20 protein-coding genes are annotated in these 20,083 nt (G+C 64.5%); 18 read left to right on the top strand and 2 right to left on the bottom strand.

Annotated features, from left to right (window positions below):
• Nucleotides 1–40: 40 nt before the first annotated feature.
• From pyrH to CAL22_RS09790, 15 genes are all read left to right on the top strand, one after another.
• On the top strand, nt 41–757 hold the full coding sequence (gene pyrH, locus CAL22_RS09720; protein WP_005013924.1) for a UMP kinase: 717 nt from the start codon (nt 41–43) through the stop codon (nt 755–757).
• A 13-nt stretch (nt 758–770) separates the two neighbouring features.
• Complete coding sequence (frr, locus tag CAL22_RS09725; protein ID WP_094812610.1) at nt 771–1,331, top strand: ribosome recycling factor; 561 nt, start codon at nt 771–773, stop codon at nt 1,329–1,331.
• Between the two features lie 170 nt (nt 1,332–1,501).
• Nucleotides 1,502–2,260, top strand: coding sequence for a polyprenyl diphosphate synthase (gene uppS, locus CAL22_RS09730; protein ID WP_094812612.1), 759 nt, complete (start codon nt 1,502–1,504; stop codon nt 2,258–2,260).
• A 30-nt stretch (nt 2,261–2,290) separates the two neighbouring features.
• Nucleotides 2,291–3,142: a phosphatidate cytidylyltransferase gene (locus CAL22_RS09735; RefSeq protein WP_094812614.1), complete on the top strand. Its 852-nt coding sequence runs from the start codon at nt 2,291–2,293 to the stop codon at nt 3,140–3,142.
• Nucleotides 3,139–4,338 (top strand): 1-deoxy-D-xylulose-5-phosphate reductoisomerase, encoded by a 1,200-nt coding sequence (locus CAL22_RS09740; protein ID WP_094812616.1) that lies wholly within the window; start codon nt 3,139–3,141, stop codon nt 4,336–4,338. Before CAL22_RS09735 ends, CAL22_RS09740 begins: the two co-directional genes overlap by 4 nt.
• A 97-nt stretch (nt 4,339–4,435) precedes the next feature.
• The gene (gene rseP, locus CAL22_RS09745) at nt 4,436–5,770 is read left to right on the top strand and encodes an RIP metalloprotease RseP (protein WP_094812618.1); all 1,335 of its coding nucleotides are present in this window, start codon (nt 4,436–4,438) and stop codon (nt 5,768–5,770) included.
• A 52-nt stretch (nt 5,771–5,822) separates the two neighbouring features.
• A complete protein-coding gene (gene bamA / locus CAL22_RS09750) occupies nt 5,823–8,201 on the top strand; it encodes an outer membrane protein assembly factor BamA (RefSeq protein WP_094812620.1) in 2,379 nt (792 codons plus the stop codon).
• A gap of 183 nt (nt 8,202–8,384) precedes the next feature.
• Nucleotides 8,385–8,939, top strand: a complete 555-nt coding sequence (locus CAL22_RS09755; RefSeq protein WP_094812622.1) for an OmpH family outer membrane protein — start codon at nt 8,385–8,387, stop codon at nt 8,937–8,939.
• A gap of 6 nt (nt 8,940–8,945) precedes the next feature.
• Entirely contained in the window at nt 8,946–10,031 is a 1,086-nt protein-coding gene (gene lpxD / locus CAL22_RS09760) for a UDP-3-O-(3-hydroxymyristoyl)glucosamine N-acyltransferase (protein ID WP_094812624.1), read from the top strand.
• 82 nt (nt 10,032–10,113) lie between these two features.
• Entirely contained in the window at nt 10,114–10,569 is a 456-nt protein-coding gene (gene fabZ, locus CAL22_RS09765) for a 3-hydroxyacyl-ACP dehydratase FabZ (protein ID WP_094812626.1), read from the top strand.
• Nucleotides 10,570–11,364 (top strand): acyl-ACP--UDP-N-acetylglucosamine O-acyltransferase, encoded by a 795-nt coding sequence (gene lpxA / locus CAL22_RS09770; protein WP_094812628.1) that lies wholly within the window; start codon nt 10,570–10,572, stop codon nt 11,362–11,364. It abuts the gene before it with no gap.
• Nucleotides 11,361–12,548, top strand: a complete 1,188-nt coding sequence (lpxB, locus tag CAL22_RS09775) for a lipid-A-disaccharide synthase (protein WP_094812630.1) — start codon at nt 11,361–11,363, stop codon at nt 12,546–12,548. Before lpxA ends, lpxB begins: the two co-directional genes overlap by 4 nt.
• Nucleotides 12,535–13,143 carry a ribonuclease HII gene (rnhB, locus tag CAL22_RS09780; protein ID WP_094812632.1) on the top strand — a complete coding sequence of 203 codons (609 nt, stop codon included), beginning with the start codon at nt 12,535–12,537 and terminating at the stop codon, nt 13,141–13,143. Before lpxB ends, rnhB begins: the two co-directional genes overlap by 14 nt.
• Nucleotides 13,140–13,919 (top strand): TrmH family RNA methyltransferase, encoded by a 780-nt coding sequence (locus CAL22_RS09785; protein WP_094812634.1) that lies wholly within the window; start codon nt 13,140–13,142, stop codon nt 13,917–13,919. The genes rnhB and CAL22_RS09785 overlap by 4 nt, the downstream gene beginning before the upstream one ends.
• Before the next feature lie 62 nt (nt 13,920–13,981).
• Nucleotides 13,982–14,380: a hypothetical protein gene (locus CAL22_RS09790; RefSeq protein WP_094813573.1), complete on the top strand. Its 399-nt coding sequence runs from the start codon at nt 13,982–13,984 to the stop codon at nt 14,378–14,380.
• A 10-nt stretch (nt 14,381–14,390) separates the two neighbouring features.
• On the opposite strand, the gene ppsR is transcribed toward CAL22_RS09790, so the two are convergent.
• Nucleotides 14,391–15,218 (bottom strand): posphoenolpyruvate synthetase regulatory kinase/phosphorylase PpsR, encoded by an 828-nt coding sequence (ppsR, locus tag CAL22_RS09795; RefSeq protein ID WP_094812635.1) that lies wholly within the window; start codon nt 15,216–15,218, stop codon nt 14,391–14,393.
• 158 nt (nt 15,219–15,376) lie between these two features.
• Here ppsR and ppsA point away from each other — a divergent pair, with 158 nt between their 5' ends.
• Nucleotides 15,377–17,743, top strand: coding sequence for a phosphoenolpyruvate synthase (gene ppsA / locus CAL22_RS09800; protein WP_094812637.1), 2,367 nt, complete (start codon nt 15,377–15,379; stop codon nt 17,741–17,743).
• 81 nt (nt 17,744–17,824) lie between these two features.
• Here the strand turns inward: ppsA and CAL22_RS09805 are convergent, their stop codons facing one another.
• Entirely contained in the window at nt 17,825–18,562 is a 738-nt protein-coding gene (locus CAL22_RS09805) for a glutamine amidotransferase (RefSeq protein ID WP_348271685.1), read from the bottom strand.
• Between the two features lie 117 nt (nt 18,563–18,679).
• Between CAL22_RS09805 and CAL22_RS09810 the strand changes: the two genes are divergently transcribed.
• Both CAL22_RS09810 and CAL22_RS09815 read left to right on the top strand, forming a co-directional pair.
• Nucleotides 18,680–19,111, top strand: a complete 432-nt coding sequence (locus CAL22_RS09810; protein ID WP_094812641.1) for an NfeD family protein — start codon at nt 18,680–18,682, stop codon at nt 19,109–19,111.
• Between the two features lie 33 nt (nt 19,112–19,144).
• Nucleotides 19,145–20,068, top strand: coding sequence for an SPFH domain-containing protein (locus CAL22_RS09815; RefSeq protein WP_094813575.1), 924 nt, complete (start codon nt 19,145–19,147; stop codon nt 20,066–20,068).
• Nucleotides 20,069–20,083 lie beyond the last annotated feature (15 nt).

The following is a 20,083-nucleotide window of genomic DNA, read 5'->3' on the forward strand; positions in this document are numbered from 1 at the left end:
GTCTTACACTTTCGTCGGATCGTTTCTCGGGATATCACCTATGAGCAGCAGACCATATAAACGGGTTCTTCTCAAACTTTCCGGCGAGGCGCTGATGGGCGAAGATGCCTTTGGCATCAATCGCTCCACCATCGTCCGCATGACCGATGAGATCGCCGAAGTCGCCGCCACGGGCGTCGAACTGGCCATCGTCATCGGTGGTGGCAACATCTTCCGTGGGGTCGCCCCGGGTGCGCAAGGCATGGACCGCGCCACCGCCGACTACATGGGCATGATGGCCACAATCATGAACGCGCTTGCGCTGCAAGATGCGTTGAAGCACAAAGGGGTGGATACCCGCGTGCAATCGGCCTTGAACATCGATCAGGTCGTAGAACCCTATATTCGTCCCAAGGCATTGCGCTACCTCGAAGAGGGCAAGGTCGTCATTTTCGCCGCCGGCACGGGCAATCCTTTCTTCACGACCGACACGGCCGCCGCCCTGCGTGGCGCCGAGATCGGCGCGGAGATCGTCCTGAAGGCCACCAAGGTCGACGGCATCTACAGCGCGGATCCCAACAAGGATCCCACGGCCACGCGTTATGCGCGCATCAGCTTCGATGAAGCCATTGTGCGCCGCCTGGAAGTCATGGACGCCACGGCTTTCGCGCTGTGCCGCGACCAGAAATTGCCTATCAAGGTGTTTTCGATCAACAAATCCGGCGCGCTCAAGCGCGTGGTCGGAGGCGAGGACGAAGGCACGTTGGTGCACGTTTAACAAAGGAAAGACCATGAGCCTCGCAGATATTCGTAAATCGGCCGAGAACAGGATGAGCAAGTCGCTCGATACGCTCAAGACCAACCTGGCCAAGATCCGCACCGGCCGCGCTCACACGGGCATCCTGGATCACGTCCAGGTGGAGTACTACGGTTCGCCGGTGCCGGTGGGCCAGGTCGCCAACGTCAACCTGATCGATGCGCGCACGATCAGCGTGCAGCCCTACGAAAAGCACATGGGCGGCGCGATTGAAAAGGCCATCCGTGACTCCGACCTGGGTCTGAACCCGGTCTCCATGGGTGACACCATCCGCGTGCCCATGCCCGCGCTGACCGAAGAGCGTCGCCGCGATCTGACCAAGGTGGTGCGCGGCGAAGGCGAAGATGCCAAGGTGGCGATCCGCAATCTGCGCCGTGAAGCCAATGAAGGCCTCAAGAAGCTGGTCAAGGACAAGGAAATCTCCGAGGACGACGAGCGTCGCGCCCAGGATGAAGTCCAGAAACTGACCGACCGCGCCGTGGCCGACATCGACAAGATGGTCACGCAGAAAGAAGCGGAAATCATGACCGTCTGAACGAAAATCCGCCGCTTGCGCGCATTTGCGCTGGGGCGGTTTTTCAAGGACGATGATGTTTTGCGCCGCCACCGCCGTGCCGCTGCCGGGTCCGGCAGAGGCAGGGGATAGGGGCGGCGCGGGTTTTTCAAGGCCTCGGTTGCCGCCGAGCGGCGCGAGGCAGACATTACATGGCAACAAGTTCCACCCAGGCGATTCCTGAAACCGGCGCGATTCCCCAGCACGTTGCCATCATCATGGATGGCAACGGCCGCTGGGCCACGCGCCGCCACCTGCCGCGCACGGCCGGTCACGCCAAGGGCGTGCAAGCCGTTCGCCGCGTGGTCGAAGCCTGCGGGCGGCGCGGCGTGCGCTATCTCACGCTGTTTGCCTTCAGTTCCGAGAACTGGCGGCGTCCCGCCGATGAGGTCTCCCTGTTGATGCGCCTGTTCGTGCAGGCGCTCGAGCGCGAGGTCGACAAGCTCCAGGAGCAGGGCGTGCGCTTGCACGTCGTGGGCGACCTCTCGGCCTTTGAGCCGCGCCTGCAGGAGCTCATTCAGGCCGCCCAGGACCGCACCCGCGGCAACGATCGGCTGCATCTGTGTGTCGCCGCCAACTACGGCGGGCGCTGGGACATCCTGCAGGCCACGCGCGCCATGCTGCAGGCCGAGCCGGATCTGGCCGCGCGTCCGCAGGACATCGATGAAGTCCGTCTGTCGCAGTATCTGTCCATGGCGTGGGCCCCCGAACCTGATCTGTTCATCCGCACCGGTGGCGAGCAGCGCATCTCCAATTTTCTGATCTGGCAATTGGCCTATACCGAGCTGTTTTTCAGCGACGCCTATTGGCCGGATTTCGGCGCCGAACAACTCGATGCCGCCTTTGCCTGGTACGGCGGCCGGGAGCGCCGCTTCGGGCGCACGAGCGCGCAACTGGCGCCCGCGCGCTGACACCTACTATTCCATCCTAGGAGACGGCTCATGCTGGGTCAGCGTATTGTTACCGCCGTGGTGCTACTGGTCATCCTGGCCGCCACCCTGGCCAGTTCCAATCCCTGGTGGTTCATCGCCTTGCTGGCGCTGGGCGCGGCGTGCGCGGCCTGGGAGTGGCTGCGCCTGACCTTGCCGCCGGGGTCTGCGGTCATCGCCATCGGCGTGCCCGCGCTACTCTTTCTGGCCATGCTCTGGCTGGCCGATCTGTGGTTGCGCGGGCAGGGCGAGTCTGTCTACATCACGGCCTGGGTGGTCCGGGGGCTGATTCCCGCCGTGGCCCTGGTCTGGGTCGTGGGCGCGCCCGCCGTGGTCTACCAAGGCCGCGCCGATGCGGATCCGGTGAGCCTGGGCTGGTCGGTCTTCGCGGTGTTTGCCGTGCTGGCCGCCTGGTCGGCCCTGGCATTGTTCTATCTGTTGCGCGGCCCGGTTTATGTGGTGTCTTTGCTGGCGCTCGTCTGGGTGGCCGACATCGCCGCTTACTTCGCCGGCCGGGCCTTCGGTAAACGCAAGCTCGCACCCAAGGTCAGCCCGGGCAAAACCGTGGCCGGCGCCGTGGCGGGCGTGGCCGGCGCGGTCATTTGGACCGTCGCCAGCGGATGCTATCCCGGCACCTTCGGGCATGACCTGCTGCGCCATGGCCTGGCGCTGGCGATTCCCGCCGCGGCGCTGCTGGGCGTGTTGTCCATCGAGGGCGACCTGTTCGAATCGCTGCTCAAGCGCCGTGCCGGCCGCAAGGACTCCAGCAATCTGCTGCCCGGCCATGGCGGCGTCTACGACCGCATCGATGCCGTCCTGCCTGTGGCCCCCGTGGCCCTGCTCATGTCTGGAGTGTTGTTTTGATGGCTTTTCAACGCATCGCGGTGCTGGGATCGACGGGGTCGATCGGCGACAGCACGCTGGATGTCATTGCGCGCTATCCCGAGTATTTCGGCGTCTTTGCGCTGTCGGCATTCAGCCGCATGGACAAGCTCGCCGCCCAGGCGGCGGCGACCGGCGCGGCCGTCGTGGTGGTGCCCGACGAGGCCGCCGCCAGCCGCTTTCGGCAGGCCTGGCAGGGCAGGGCTGCCTTGCCGGAGATCCGGGTCGGCGCGCAGGCGCTGGCCGACACGGCCGCGGATGCGGCCTGCGACACCGTCATGGCCGCCATCGTCGGCGCGGCGGGTCTGCCCTCGGCGTTGGCCGCGGCGCAAGCGGGCAAACGGGTGCTGCTGGCCAATAAAGAAGCCCTGGTCGCCGCCGGCTCGCTTTTCATGGCGGCCATACGCGATTCCGGCGCCGAACTGCTGCCCATCGACAGCGAACACAACGCGATTTTCCAATGCATGCCGCAGCGCGACCGCGCCCAGGCGCCCTTGGCGCCGGCGCCCGGCGTGCGCAAGCTCATTCTCACGGCGTCCGGCGGGCCCTTCCGCCTGCGGGATCCCGCCGATCTGGCCGACATCACGCCCGATCAGGCCTGCGCGCATCCGAACTGGAGCATGGGCCGCAAGATTTCCGTCGACTCGGCCACCATGCTCAACAAGGGGCTGGAGGTCATCGAGGCGCATTGGCTCTTCGCCATGCCGGCCGACCGCATCGACGTGCTGATCCATCCGCAAAGCGTGGTGCATTCCATGGTCGAGTACGACGATGGTTCCGTGCTGGCGCAGATGGGGCAGCCCGATATGCGCACCCCGATCTCCTACGGTCTGGGGTTTCCGCGGCGCCTGGACGCCGGCGTCAGCCCACTGGATCTGGCCAAATGGGGCCGTCTGGAGTTCGAAACCCCCGATTTGCAGCGTTTCCCCTGCCTGGGCCTGGCCTACGCTGCCTTGCGCAGCGGGCAAGCGGCCTGTGTCGCGCTCAATGCCGCCAACGAGATTGCGGTAGCGGGTTTCCTGGAGGGGCGCCTGCCTTACACCTGGATCCCCCGCGTCATCGAGGCCGCGCTTGAGTGGCAGGCCGGACGTCCTTCTGTTACGCTTGACCGATTAACTGACGTACTAGACCTCGATGCGGAAATACGCACTTATGCGGGCAATCTGGGTCTGGCCTGATTTTCCTTCCTGCAGGCGTTGCGCGGCAGGGCAGGGCGTTCAGGCGCGTCGACTCCCCGCCAGGCTCCATCACCTGGTTTCGTATGGGTCCGCCTAAATGATTTTCACCCTGCTCGCCTTTGTCGTGGCGCTGGGCATCCTGATCACCTTCCACGAGCTTGGCCATTATTGGGTGGCGCGCCTGTGCGGCGTGCGGGTGCTGCGTTTTTCCGTGGGTTTTGGCCGCGTGCTGCTGCGCCGGCGTGATCGCAATGGGACGGAGTGGGCCTTATCGGCCATTCCCCTGGGCGGTTACGTCAAGATGCAGGATGACCCGCCGCCAGGCGCCACGCCGCAACAGGCGGCAGAATCCTTCAATGTCCAACCCGTGGGCCGGCGTTTCGCCATTGTGGCCGCCGGGCCGATCTTCAATCTCATCCTGGCCGTGGCCCTGTATGCCGGGCTGAGCATGGTGGGCACCCAGGTGCCTGCGCCCATTCTGGGCCAGCCGGCGGCCGACACTGCCGCGGCCCAGGCCGGCGTGGCCGCGGGAGACCGCATCGAAGCCGTCGACGGCCGGCCGGTCGAATCCTGGACCGATGCGCGCTGGCGCCTGTTTGACCGCCTCTCGTCGGGTCAGGCGGTCAATCTCGAGGTGCGGGGCGACAACGGAACGGCGCGCACGCTCACGCTGACGCTGCCTGCCGAGCAGCGAGTGGATCCCTCCGAAGGGGACCCGGTCCAGATTGCGGGCCTGCGGCTGCAGGCAGCCAAGCCCGTGGTGCGCGCCGTGGTGGCTGGCAGCGTCGGCCAGGAGGCGGGCTTGCGCGAAGGGGATCTGGTGCTGACGGCTGGCGGCCAGCCTGTAGCCGACGCCGGCGCGCTGGTGCGCATCGTGCAAGAGTATGCCGGCCGGCCGCTGACCTTATCGCTGCAACGCGACGGCGCGCCGCTCGATCTGACGCTGACCCCCCGCGCCGAGACGGTGCAGGGCAAGGTCATCGGCCGCATCGGCGTGCAGCTCGGCGGCGACGTACCCATGGTGACGGAACGCTTCGGGCCGCTCGACAGCGTCTGGCGCGGGGTGCAGCGCACCTGGGATACGGCCTGGCTGTCGCTGCGCATGATGGGCCGCATGGTGTTGGGCGAGGTTTCCTGGCGCAATATCAGCGGCCCGGTCACGATCGCCGACTACGCTGGCCAGACAGCACGCATCGGCTTGGAAGCCTATATCGCCTACCTCGCCCTGATCAGTATCAGCCTCGGTGTTTTGAACTTGCTTCCCATTCCTATGTTGGATGGGGGGCATCTGCTGTACTATCTCGTCGAAATTATCAGAGGCCGTCCGGTGCCCGACCGTTGGATAGACGTCGGACAGCGTGCCGGCCTTGGTTTGTTGGCGGGCCTCATGGGGTTGGCCCTGTTCAACGACTTCGCGCGGCTGTTCAGCTAGGCGCGAATCGAATAAAATCCCCCGCCATTTGCACGACCAAGGATAGCAAAGGATGTCTTTTCGCCGGATGATTACTCACCAGAGGGGCGCAATGCAAAAAAGGCACACGCAACGGCAACCGTTCAAAGCCGTCAGATTGCCCAGCCTGATTGCCGCGCTGCTTTTGCCGGCGCTGGCCTATGCGTTTGACCCTTTCGTCGTGCGCGATATTCGCGTCGAGGGTATTCAGCGCACCGACGCGGGCACGGTCTTCGGTTATCTCCCCGTCAAGGTGGGTGAGAAATTCACCGAAGCCGACGCCACCGAGGCCATTCGGCGCCTCTACGCCACGGGGTTCTTCAGCGACGTTCAGGTCCGCACCGAGAACAACGTCGTCGTGGTCGTCGTGCAGGAACGCCCGACCATCGCGTCGATCAGCTTCAACGGCATGCGTGAGTTCGAATCCAAGAACATCATCAAGTCGCTGTCGCAAGTCGGCTTCGGTGAGGGCCGCATCTTCGACCAGTCGATGCTCGAGCGCGCCCAGTACGAGCTCAAGGAACAGTACCTGAGCAAGGGCAAGTACGGCGTCGAGGTCACGGCGACGGTCACGCCCCTGCCGCGCAACCGCGTGGGCGTGAGCTTTGACGTCTTTGAAGGCGATGTGGCCAAGATCCGCGAAATCCGCGTGGTCGGCAACAAAGCCTTCTCGGAAAGCGAGCTGCTGGATCAGTTCGATCTGACCACGCCCGGCTGGTTGACCTGGTACACCAATACCGACAAGTACTCGCGCGAAAAGCTCGAGGGCGATATCGAGCGTCTGCGCTCCTACTACCTCGACCGTGGCTATCTGGAGTTCTCCTCCGAGCCGCCGCAGGTGACCATCTCGCCGGATCGCAAAGACATCTACATCACGGTCACGATCCACGAGGGCGAGCCCTACAAGGTGCGCAGCGTCAAGCTGGCCGGCAATCTGCTGGGTCTGGACGCCGAAATCGAGAAGCTCATCCAGCTCAAACCCGATGAAGTGTTCTCGGCGGCCAAGGCCAACAATTCGGCCAAGGCGATCACCGACTACCTGGGCGAGTTGGGTTATGCGTTTGCCAACGTCAACCCCAATCCGCAACTGGACCGCGAAAAGCACGAAGCCGACGTCACCTTCTACGTCGACCCGAGTCGGCGCGTCTATGTGCGCCGCATCCAGATCGGCGGCAATACGCGGACCCGCGACGAAGTCGTGCGGCGCGAAATGCGCCAGCAGGAAGCCGCCTGGTATGACGCCGGCGACATCAAGGTTTCGCGCGATCGCGTCGACCGTCTGGGTTACTTCAACGAGGTCAACGTCAAGACCGACCCCGTGCCCGGTTCGCCCGACCAGGTCGACGTCAACGTGGACCTGAAAGAAAAGCCCACCGGCATGATCAACCTGGGCGTGGGCTACGGCTCCACCGACAAGGCCATCCTGTCGGCCGGTATCAGCGAAGACAACGTCTTCGGCAGCGGCACCAACCTGTCGTTGCAGGTCAACACCAGCCAGACCAACCGTGCGGCGGTGCTCTCGCACACCGACCCTTACTTCACCAAGGAAGGCATCAGCCGCACCACCTCGCTGTACTACCGCGTGACCGAGCCCTGGAACAACAACGACGGTGATTACCGCGTGAAGTCCATGGGTCTGGGCATGAACTTCGGCGTGCCGATCTCCGAGTACGACCGGGTCTTCCTGGGTGCCAGCCTCGAGCGCAACCAGATCGATCTGTACACCAACTCGCCGCAGGCTTATCGCAACTTCGTCGACCAGTATGGCGATTCGACCAACGCGGTGATCTTCAGCACGGGTTGGTCCAAGGACACGCGTGACAGCGCCCTGGCCCCGACCAAGGGTTCCTACACCCGCCTCAAGGGTGACCTGTCGACCATGGACTTGAAGTACTACCTGCTGACGGCTCAGCAGCAGTACTTCCTGCCCCTGGGCCGCGACTACACCCTGGCGCTCAATGGCATGGCCGATTATGGCCACGCCTACGGCGGCAAGGATTATCCGGTGATCAAGAACGTCTACGGCGGCGGCATCGGTACGGTGCGCGGCTATGACGGCGCCTCGCTGGGTCCGCGCGACACGCTCACGGGCGATTATCTGGGTGGTTCGCGCCGCTTGATCGCCAACGCGCAGCTGTATCTGCCGTTCCCGGGCGCCAACAAAGACCGCACCTTGCGTTGGTTCCTGTTTGCCGATGCGGGCCAGGTGTCGGCCGGCAGCGGTATGTCTTGCACCGCCGGCAAATCGACCGATCCGGTCGAGGATCCTTGCGGCTGGCGTTATTCGGCCGGTATCGGTCTGTCGTGGCAGTCCCCGCTGGGCCCGCTGCAACTGTCCTACGCCCGTCCGCTCAACTCCAAGCCGGGTGATGACAAGCAAAGCTTCCAGTTCCAGATCGGTACGGGTTTCTGATCGATCCAGGCTAGGATGGATTTAAAGGATCGATTAATCCCGGTAGCGCCGTATTTTGTTTTTACGGGTTTACGGGGTTAATCGTAACGGTTGAAACATGGGGTTATGGGCTCAGGCTCGCGCCCCTGCGGTTTAGTGGCACAATATTGTCTTTGCCCTTTACCTTTCAAAGGTGAGATTTTCATGATGTCTGATTTCGCACTCAACACCTCGGGCCGGCGCGCCGGCAAACTGGCGACGTCCCTGGCGCTGGCGGGTGCACTGCTGTTCGGCTCCGCCGCTGTCACCACGGCAGAGGCCCAGGCGCAAGGCACCAAGATCGGCTTTGTGAACACGGAACGGATCCTGCGTGAGTCGGGCCCGGCCAAGGCTGCGCAAAGCAAGATCGAAGGCGAGTTCAAGCGCCGTGATGACGAACTGCAGCGCATGGGCACGCAACTGCGCAGCCAGGCCGAGAAGTTCGACAAGGACGCTCCCGTTCTGTCGGAATCCGACCGCGTCAAGCGCCAGCGCGAATTGTCCAACCTGGATATGGATCTGCAGCGCAAGCGCCGTGAGTTCCAGGAAGACTTCAACCGTCGTCGCAACGAAGAGTTCTCGGGCATCGTGACCAAGGCCAACGAGGCCATCAAGCGTATCGCCGAACAAGAGAACTACGATCTCATCGTTCAGGATGCCGTGACGGTCAATCCGCGCATCGATATCACCGACAAGGTGATCCAGGCTCTGGGCCGCTGATCGTCCATGCCTGTCTTGCTGGATCCCGCCCAGGCGCCCCGCCTGGACGCTTTGCTGTCCCGGGTTAGTACGCAGGGGCTGGACCCGCAGCTCGATACCGGCGGCGCGGCATTGCCGCTGATCGCTGGTATCGGCACGCTGGCCTCGGCCAGCGCCCAGGAAATCTCCTTCCTGTCGAATCCGCGTTATCAGAGCCAGCTGGCTGCCAGCGGCGCGGCGGCGGTGATCGTCACGCCCGAGGTGGCGCAGGCCCAGCGCGAGCAGGGCTGCACGCAGCTTTACGTCGTCTGTAAACACCCCTATCTCTTGTACGCGCGCCTGGCACAGTGGTTTGATGCCGAGCGCCGCGGCTTGCCCGTGGCGGGTGTGCATCCGAGCGCGGTGGTGGCCGACGATGCCGTCATCGAGGATGGCGCCAGCGTCGGGCCGCATTGCGTGATCGAGTCGGGCGTGCGCATTGGCCGCGCTGCGGTCATCGGGCCCGGCTGCGTGATCGGCAAGGATAGCCGCATCGGCGCCGACACCCGTCTGAACGCCCGCGTGACGCTCTATGAGCGGGTCACGGTGGGCGCGCGCGTCATCGTGCACAGCGGCGCCGTACTGGGCGCCGACGGTTTCGGCTTTGCGCCGGATCCTACCCTGGGCAAGGGCGCCTGGGGTAAGATTCCGCAATTGGGTGGCGTAACGATCGGTGACGATGTCGAAATCGGCGCGAACACCACGATCGATCGTGGCGCGCTGGAAGATACCGTCATTGGCCCTGGCGCCAAGCTCGACAACCTGATCATGATCGCGCACAACGTGCGCGTGGGCGCGCATACCGCCATCGCGGCATGCACCGGCGTGGCGGGTTCGACCACGATAGGCGAGCGTTGCATCGTGGGCGGGGCGGCCATGTTCTCGGGCCACTTGACCATCTGCGACGACGTGACGATCTCGGGCGGTACGCCCGTGACATCGAACATCAGCAAGCCGGGGCGTTATACCGGTGTCTATCCCTATGCCGAGCATGGCGAGTGGCAACGCAACGCCGCCGTGATACAGCAGCTGGCCCAATTGCGTCGCCGGGTGCGCTCACTCGAAAAAGCGTAGGCTGCGCGCCGCGAAACGTGTTTAGGCGAGGCCGTCCATGGGCGGCCTCGCGTCATCTATCTACATTGCAGGAACGAAAGACATGGAACTCGATATCAAGGGGATTATGGAGCGTCTGCCGCATCGTTATCCGATGCTGCTGATCGACCGGGTGCTGGAAATGGTCCCCGGCAAGTCCATCGTCGCGATCAAGAACGTCTCGATCAACGAACCCTTCTTCAATGGCCACTTCCCCCACCACCCGGTGATGCCCGGTGTGCTGATCGTCGAAGCCATGGCCCAGGCGTCGGCGCTGTTTTCGTTCACGGACGAAAACGGTGGCCTGAAGTCCGAAGCGGGCAAGACGGCGTATTATCTGGTGGGTATCGACGGCGCGCGTTTCCGCCGTCCGGTCGTGCCGGGTGACCAGTTGCGCGTCGAGGTCGAGGCCGAGCGCCTGAGCCGCACCATCTGCAAGTACCAGGGCCGCGCCCTGGTGGATGGCCAACTGGTGGCCGAGGCCAAACTGATGTGCGCGATTCGCAGTCTGGAAGAGTAAATGTCTGCAAACATTCATCCCACCGCAGTGGTCGATCCGGCCGCTCGCATCGACAGCACGGCCAAGATAGGCCCGTATAGCGTGGTGGGCCCCGATGTGACCATCGGCGCCGGCACCGAGATCGGGCCGCACTGCGTCATCGATGGGGTCACCACCATCGGGCGGGATAATCGCTTTTACCGTTTCTGCTCCATCGGCGGCATGCCGCAGGACAAGAAATACGCGGGCGAGTCGACCCGGCTGGTGATTGGCGACCGCAACACGGTGCGCGAATTCACCACTTTCAATACCGGCACGGTGCAAGACGGTAGCGTGACGACCATAGGCAATGACAATTGGATCATGGCCTATGTGCACATCGCTCACGATTGCCACATCGCCAACAACACCATCCTGGCCAATTCGGTGCAGCTCGGCGGCCACGTGCATGTTGGCGACTGGGCCATCGTCGGCGGCCTGACCGGCGTGCATCAGTTTTCCAAGATCGGCGCGCACAGCATGACGGGCGGCAACAGCTCCCTCATGCAAGACACGCCGCCCTACGTACTGGGCGCAGGCAATCCGTGCCGGCCCGTCGGGATCAACGTCGAGGGGCTGAAGCGCCGGGGCTTTTCCGCCGCCAGCATTTCCGCGCTGCGCGAAGCCTACAAGATTCTGTACCGCCGAGGCCTGGCGCTGGACGAGGCGCGCGCCGAGTTGCGTGCTCGCCAGCAGTCCGAGCCCGAGGTCGCGCCAGCCCTGCAGGTGTTGCTGGATTTCCTGGATGTTTCCAACCGGGGCATCATCCGTCCATGAGTTTGTCCATCGGCATGGTGGCCGGCGAGCCTTCGGGCGATCTGCTGGCCGGACGCATCATCGGGGGCCTGCAAGCGCGGGCCCCCGATGTGCATTGCGCGGGCATAGGCGGGCCGCAGATGCAGGCCAGAGGATTTCAGGCCTGGCATCCCATGCACGCGCTATCCGTATTCGGCTATGTGGATGCGCTCAAGCGCATCCCCAGCCTGTTGTCCATTTATGGCGATACCAAGCGGCGGCTGCTGCGCGCGCCGCCCAGCGCCTTCGTGGGCATCGACGCGCCCGACTTCAATTTGCGGCTGGAGCTGCAGTTGCGGCAGGCCGGCATTCCTACGGTGCATTTCGTCGGCCCGTCGATCTGGGCCTGGCGCTATGAGCGCATCCATAAAATACGCGCGGCCGTGTCCCACATGCTGGTGCTCTTTCCGTTCGAGGAAGAGATCTACCAGAAAGAGGGCATACCCGTGACCTATGTGGGGCACCCGCTGGCCGGCGTCATCCCCATGCGCCCGGATCGCGCGGCCGCGCGCGCGCGGCTCGGTCTGCAAGCGGGCGAGCGGGTGCTGGCGATTCTGCCGGGCAGCCGGGCTTCCGAGATCCGCATCCTGGCGCCGCGTTTCCTGGCAGCGGCGCAACGCCTGTTGCGCAACGACCCCACGCTGCGTTGCGTGGTGCCCATGGTCAATCCGCAGCGGCGCGCCGAATTCGAGGCGATTCTGGCGCAGTATCCCGTGCCCGGCTTGCGTTGCGTCACGGCGCAGGACATTCAGGGCGATACCGGCACGCCGGTGGCCTGGAGCGTCATGGAGGCGGCCGATGCGGTGCTGGTGGCCAGCGGCACCGCTACGCTGGAGACGGCGCTCTACAAGCGGCCCATGGTGATCTCCTACGTACTGACGCCCTGGATGCGGCGCATCATGGCCTGGAAGTCGGGCCAGCAACGCCCCTATTTGCCGTGGGTGGGCTTGCCCAATGTCCTGCTGAAAGATTTTGCCGTGCCAGAGCTGTTGCAGGACGACGCCACACCCGAGAAGCTGGCCGAAGCCACCTGGGCCGCCTTGACGGACCAGCAAGGCGCCGCGCGCATCGAGGCAAGGTTCACGGCCCTGCACCAGGCGTTGCTGCGCGACACCCCGACACTGGCCGCGCAGGCCATTCTGGAGGTGGCACATGGACCAGGCTGACCTGTTCGGCCAGCCCGAATTTCCGGTTCATGGCGTGGCGGGGGTCGATGAGGCGGGCAGGGGGCCTTTGGCCGGCGCGGTGTATGCGGCGGCGGTGATGCTCGATCCGGGCCGCCCCATCCAGGGTCTGGCGGATTCCAAGGTGCTCAAGGCCGCGCGCCGCGAGGCCCTGGCCGAAGAGATCAAGGCAGCCTCGCTGGCCTGGTGCATCGCCAGCGCCACGGTCCAGGAGATCGACAGCCTCAATATCCTGCGGGCCACCTTGCTGGCCATGCAGCGGGCGGTGCAGGGCTTGGGGCTCGCGCCGCAAGTAGCGCTGGTCGATGGCAATCAGGCGCCGCAGCTCGCGTGCTCGGTGCAGACGGTGATCAAGGGCGATGCGCGGGTGCCTGCGATCTCGGCGGCCTCCATTCTGGCCAAGACCGCGCGCGACAGCGATCTGCTGCGCCTGCACAGCCTTTATCCGCAGTACGCTTTTGATCAGCACAAAGGCTACGGCACGGCGCTGCATCTCGAACGCTTGCGCGCCCACGGCCCGTGCCCCGAACACCGCCGCAGCTTTGCACCCATCAAGGCATTTGGCCTCGTGTCATGAAGCTCATCACATCGCGTGACAATCCCGCCGTCAAGGCGCTGTACCGTCTGGCCGAACAGGCCGGCCGGCGCGGCGCGCCGGTGCTGCTCGAAGGCGTGCATCTGTGTCAGGCCTGGCTGGCGCGGCATGGCGCGCCCGAGCAGGCGGTGTTCGACGCCGACCGCCTGGACCATCCGGAGCTGGCCGATCTGGCGCGGCAGGTGCCCGAGCGGGTGGCACTGGCCCTGGACGCGCGGCTTATGCGCGGGCTGGGCAGTGTGGAAAGCGATCAGGGCGTGGCCTTCGTGGTGCGGCCCGTGTCGCCCGCGTTGCCGGAGACGATCACCGCCAATTGCGTGCTGCTCGACCGCATTCAGGATCCGGGCAATGTGGGCACGCTGCTGCGCACCTGCGCGGCGGCCGGCATACGTCAGGCCTTCCTGGCGACCGGCAGCGCCGCGGCCTGGTCTCCCAAGGTGCTGCGCAGCGGGCAGGGCGCGCATTTTGCGCTGGAGATTCACGAGCATGTGGATTTGCATGCCTTGAGCCAGCGGCTGGAAATCCCCATGGCGGTCACCACGCTGGAGGCATCCGAGGATCTGTTCGCCACGGCCTTGCCGCCCGCTTTGGCTTGGGTCTTCGGCCATGAGGGGCAGGGGGTGGACGCCCACCTGCAGGCCCGGGCCGGCCTGCGCCTGCGCATCGAGCATGACGCGCAGGCCGTCGAATCGCTCAATGTGGGCGCGGCGGCCGCCATTTGTCTGTTTGAGCAACGGCGGCAGGCCCGATCCGCCTGATTTTCTCGCTCCCGAGGCCGGCTTTCGCTATGCTGGCGAGCATTCAATGGGAGCACATTTCGATGAATGCTTTTTTTCGGTCCGCGCGCGGGCTGGCCGCCGCCATGTTGGTGCTGTCCGGGCTGCTGGCCTGCGCCAGCCATGAGCGCGCCTCCTTGGTGCAGGTGCGCAATGGCGAGGGCGATCGCATCGTGATTCTGTCGCGGGCGGTGCCCGCCGCCTTGTCGGGCGACGATGGCCGCAGCCTGCCGGAAAACTCGCGCTGGCGCCGCATCGGTGCGGTGCCGCAAGGCGATGTTTACCGGCGGCTGGATGACCGCTTCGTGGTGCGCGCTCAGGGGCGCGAGCGCGAGGCCTATCTGGTCGAATCCAATGGCAAGCTCATGGGATTCTATCTGCCGGGCGAGAGCTGGTTCGTGCCCCTGTCCACGCCCGTGCGCATGCCGTCCTGGCAGCGTTGACCGCCACCCTTCAATAGCGGCCCAGGCCCACCTCCTGCAGCACCGTCGTGGCGATTTCTTCGATGGACTTGGTGGTGGTCGACAGCCAGGAGATGCCCTCGCGCCGCATCATGCGCTCGGCTTCGGCGACTTCATAGCGGCACTGTTCGAGGGTGGCGTATTGGCTATTGGGCCGGCGCTCATTGCGGACTTCGGACAGACGATCGGGCTGGATGGACAGCCCGAAGAGCTTGCTGCGGTAAGGCGCAATCGTCTTGGGCAGGGTATTGCGTTCGAAGTCGTCCGGCGTGAGGGGGAAGTTGGCCGCCTTGATGGCATATTGCATGGCCAGATAGAGGCTGGTGGGCGTTTTGCCGCAGCGCGACACGCCGACCAGGATGACGTCGGCCTGATCGAGCTGGTTGACGAATTGCCCATCGTCGTGCGCCAGGCTGAAATTGATGGCGTCGATCCGATTACGGTATTTTTCGGAGTCCGCCGCCATGTGCGAGCGGCCGATGGAGTGGCTGGACTTCAGCCCCAGGGCCTGCTCGATATGGCTGACGAAGGTGCCGAACAGATCCAGGAAGATGCCGTTGGCCTGCCGGACCCGTGCCAGGATTTCCGGATTGACGAGCGTGCTGAAGACGATGGGCGGCAAGCCCGTTTCGTCGGCATTGCGGTTGATGCGGGCGGCCGTCTCGTCGGCCTTTGCCAGGGTATCGATAAAGGGTAGCCGGATGGGCTTGAAATCGACCTCCTCGAATTGCGACAGCACCGAATGGCTGAAGGTTTCGGCGGTGATGCCGGTGCTATCGGAGACGATGTAGACAGTGCGGACTATCGGGCTTGCGGTCATATGTAAAAATTTCCAACCAGGGAAGGGCTAGGGACTACCCGAACGAGTACAATCAGACCCCTGAAAAGTCACCCCAAGGGCACCCAGGCCAGTTTGGTCAGCGCAGGTTTTTCTGTCCTGACCAAACTCGCTTTCTTCCATTGTAAAAGGTGACTTCAATGTCGTACGTTGTTAGTTTCGAGCAGCTCCGCATGACGGACGTGGACTCGGTAGGAGGTAAGAACGCATCGTTAGGTGAAATGATCAGTCAGCTGTCTGGCGCGGGCGTCCGCGTTCCGGGCGGCTTTGCCACGACTGCTCAAGCCTTTCGTGACTTCCTGACGGCTTCCGGCCTCGACAAGCGTATCGCAGAGCGCCTGTCCACGCTCAACCCTGAAGACGTACGCGAACTGGCCGTGGCCGGCGCCGAGATCCGCCAATGGATCATCGACGCGCCGTTCTCGGCCGAGTTCGAACAAGCCATCCGCGACAGCTTCGCCAAGCTGGATGCCGATGGCAAGGGCTCGTTCGCCGTGCGTTCGTCGGCCACCGCCGAAGACTTGCCCGACGCGTCCTTCGCCGGCCAGCAGGAGACCTTCCTGAACGTCGTCGGCATCGATGACGTGCTGGACAAGATCCGCCATGTCTTTGCCTCGCTCTACAACGACCGTGCGATCTCCTATCGCGTGCACAAAGGGTATGCCCACGCGGAAGTCGCGCTGTCGGCTGGCGTGCAACGCATGGTGCGCTCGGACAAGGGCAGCGCCGGCGTGATGTTCACCATCGACACCGAATCGGGCTTTGAAGAGGTGGTGTTTATCACGTCGTCGTACGGCCTGGGCGAGACGGTGGTGCAGGGCGCGGTCAATCCGGACGAGTTCTATGTGTTCAAGCACGCGCTCGACGCCGGCCATTACCCCATCCTGAGCCGCCGTATCGGCTCCAAGCTCATCAAGATGGAATTCGATCCGGAACGCCCCGAAGGCCGTGCCGTGCGCACGGTGGACGTGCCGGTTTCCGAGCGCAACCGCTATTCGCTGACCGATGAAGAAGTCATCGAGCTGGCGCGCTATGCCGTCATCATCGAAAAGCACTACCAGCGCCCGATGGATATCGAGTGGGGCCGCGATGGCGTGGATGGCAAGATTTACATCCTGCAAGCCCGTCCCGAGACGGTGAAGTCGCAGCAAAGCGGCAATGACGTGCAGCTGCGTTACCGCCTTAAGGCCACCGGCCATGTGCTGGCGACCGGCCGCGCCATCGGCCAGAAGATCGGCGCGGGCCCCGTGCGCATCGTTGCCGATGTCTCCGAAATGGACAAGGTCCAGCCCGGCGACGTGCTGGTGACCGACATGACCGACCCCAACTGGGAGCCGGTGATGAAGCGTGCCTCGGCCATCGTCACCAACCGCGGCGGGCGTACCTGCCACGCGGCCATCATCGCGCGCGAATTGGGTATTCCCGCTGTGGTGGGATGTGGCGACGCGACCGACATCCTCAAGGAAGGCCAGCCAGTGACGGTGTCGTGCGCCGAGGGCGACGAAGGCCGCATCTATGATGGCCTGATCGAGACCGAGGTCGAGGAAGTGCGCCGCGGCTCGATGCCGCCGATCGACGTCAAGATCATGATGAACGTGGGCAATCCGCAGCTCGCCTTCGACTTCGCTCAGATTCCGAACTCGGGCGTGGGTCTGGCCCGCCTGGAATTCATCATCAACAACAACATCGGCATTCACCCCAAGGCCGTGCTCGACTATCCGAACGTGGATGGCGAACTCAAGCAGGCGGTGGAGTCGGCGGCCCGGGGCCATGCCAGCCCGCGCGCCTTCTTCGTGGAAAAGCTCGCCGAAGGCGTGGCGACGATCGGCGCGGCCTTCTGGCCCAAGTCGGTGATCGTGCGTATGTCGGACTTCAAGTCCAACGAGTATCGCAAGCTGGTGGGCGGTTCGCGCTACGAGCCCGAGGAAGAGAATCCCATGCTGGGTTTCCGTGGCGCGTCGCGCTACATCGCCGAGGACTTTGCCGAGTGCTTCCGCATGGAATGCGAAGCGCTGAAGAAAGTGCGCGACGAGATGGGCCTGACCAACGTCGAGATCATGGTGCCCTTCGTGCGTACCGTGGGCCAGGCGCGCAAGGTGGTCGAGCTGCTGGCAGCCCATGGGCTCAAGCGCGGCGAGAACGGCCTGCGCCTGATCATGATGTGCGAAGTGCCGTCCAATGCCATTCTGGCCGAGCAGTTCCTGGAGCACTTCGACGGCTTCTCGATCGGCTCGAACGACATGACCCAGCTCACCCTGGGTCTGGACCGCGACTCCGGCATGGAGCTGCTGGCCGCCGACTTCGATGAGCGCGATGATGCCGTCAAGTTCATGTTGCGCCGTGCCATCCAGGCCTGCCTGGCTGCTGACAAGTACGTCGGCATCTGCGGCCAGGGCCCCAGCGACCACCCGGATTTTGCCCAGTGGCTCAAGGATGAGGGCATTCTGTCCATGTCCCTGAACCCGGACACCGTGGTCGACACCTGGCAGCAACTGGCCAAGGGTTAAGCGGGCAGTCTGCTTTGCCGCATGAAAAAGGCGGCCTCTTTCGGGAGGCCGCCTTTTTTTGCGTCGTGGCGCCGTGCAGGGTCAGGCTGCGCGCGGCTCCGCGGCATAGCAGGCCACGAAGCGCGCCAGCAGGCTGCCGGCTTGCGCCGTGTCGGCGACGGCGGCGCGCAGCGCCGTGGTGTCCAGCCCCTCGCGGATGTAGCCGTCGGCGTGGTGGGCGATATGATCGCGGACGAACTCGGGCTGGAACTCGGGATGAAACTGCGTGCTGTAGACGCCCGGGCGCAACCTGAGCATCTGGTGCCCGTCCATCGGCGAGCTGGCCAGCACGACGCTGCCGGCAGGCAGAGTGATGACGCTTTGGGCATGCATCATCTGGGCCGGCAGTGTCCGGGGCAGGCCCGCCAGCAGGGGATCCTCCTGGGCGGCCGGTGTCAGCACGATCTCGTGCGTGCCGAGTTCGCGGCCGGCCGGGTTATAGCCCACCTCGCCGCCCAGGGCGTGGGCCAGCAATTGATGCCCATAGCAAATCCCGAACATGGGCAGGCCGGCGTCGGCGGCCTCGCGCAGCCAGCCGGCGCAGGCCTCGCTCCAGGCTTCACGGTCGGTCACCATGGCCGGCGAGCCGGTGATGAGCGCGGCGCGGTAGCGGGCCGGCTCCTCGGGCTGCTGGCCCTCATGGACGGCCACGATGTGGACGTCGGACGGCGCCAGGCCGGCGGCGCGGCGTAGCATTTCGGCATAGCTGCCATGTCTGCGGGCGAGTCCGGCCTCGGGGTCGCCTGTGTGGAGAATGAGGATGGGCATGGGCGTCATGATGCGGGAACAAAGTCAGCGAATGATAGCTCGCCCTGGCCCGCTGTCGAGCCAGAAAGACAGGACTTGCGGGGTGGGAGTCCGTACAATCGGGGCTAACTCATCCCGGGGGCGATATTTATGTGGATCTGGTTCGGCCTGGCGGCGGTCGCCCTTATCGGCGAGGTAGCCTCGGGCACTTTTTATCTGTTGCTGGTGGCGCTGGGGCTGGCCGCGGCGGGATTGGCGGCCTGGGGCGGCCTGGCGCTGGAATGGCAGTTGCTGGCCTGCGCGCTCATCGCGCTGCTGGGATTGCTGCTATTGCGCCGCCGGGGCGTCCTCAAAAAACGCGAGATCGATGCGTCGCGTAATGCCGACGTCAATCTTGATATCGGTCGGACCGTCAGCGTCGAGGACTGGTCGGCGGCGGGCGAGGCCCGGGTACAGTACCGGGGCGCGTCTTGGCAGGCCCAGTTGGCCGCGGGGCAGCCGCGGCAATCCGGCCTGCATGTCATCACTGAAATTCGCGGCGCGGTGCTGGTTCTGGCGCCCACGTCTCATCCGGCGCCTTGAAGCGGCGCCCGTTCATTGCTAGGGGGAATCATGCTGTTTGATACATCAACCACGGTGCTGGTCGTCGTTGTCGTCCTGGCGCTGTTGATCGTGATCAAGGCGATCGCCATCGTGCCGCAGCAACATGCCTGGGTGGTCGAGCGGCTGGGTAAGTTCGACCGCGTGCTCTCGCCGGGCCCGGGCTTCGTGATTCCCTTCATCGAGCGGGTGGCCTACAAACACTCGCTCAAGGAAATCCCGCTCGATGTTCCCAGCCAGGTCTGCATCACCCGGGACAATACGCAGTTGCAGGTCGACGGCGTGCTGTATTTCCAGGTGACCGATCCGATGCGGGCCTCCTATGGTTCGTCGAACTATATTTCGGCCATCACCCAGTTGTCGCAGACCACGCTGCGTTCGGTCATCGGCAAGCTCGAGCTCGATCGCACCTTCGAAGAGCGCGATTTCATCAATACCACCATCGTGGCGTCGCTGGATGAAGCCGCCCTGAACTGGGGCGTCAAGGTCTTGCGCTATGAGATCAAGGATCTGACGCCGCCGGCGGAAATTCTGCGCGCCATGCAGGCGCAGATCACGGCCGAGCGCGAGAAACGCGCCCTCATCGCGGCCTCCGAGGGCCGACGTCAGGAACAGATCAATATCGCCACCGGCGAGCGCGAAGCCGCCATCGCGCGGTCCGAGGGCGAGAAGCAGGCCCAGATCAATAAGGCACAGGGCGAGGCCGCCGCCGTGCTGGCCATCGCCGAGGCCACCGCCAAGGCCATCACGCAGGTGGGCGAGGCCGTGCGCCAGCCCGGCGGCATGGAGGCGGTCAACCTCAAGGTGGCCGAACGCTATGTCGAGGCTTTCGGCGAAGTCGCCAAGGAAGGCAATACGCTCATCCTGCCGTCCAATCTGTCGGATGTCGGCGGGCTGGTGGCCTCCGCGATGACCATCGTGAAGTCGACTCGTACCTGAATCCGTCGCGCCGGC

The organism is Bordetella genomosp. 12 (assembly GCF_002261355.1).
Classification (GTDB): domain Bacteria; phylum Pseudomonadota; class Gammaproteobacteria; order Burkholderiales; family Burkholderiaceae_B; genus Bordetella.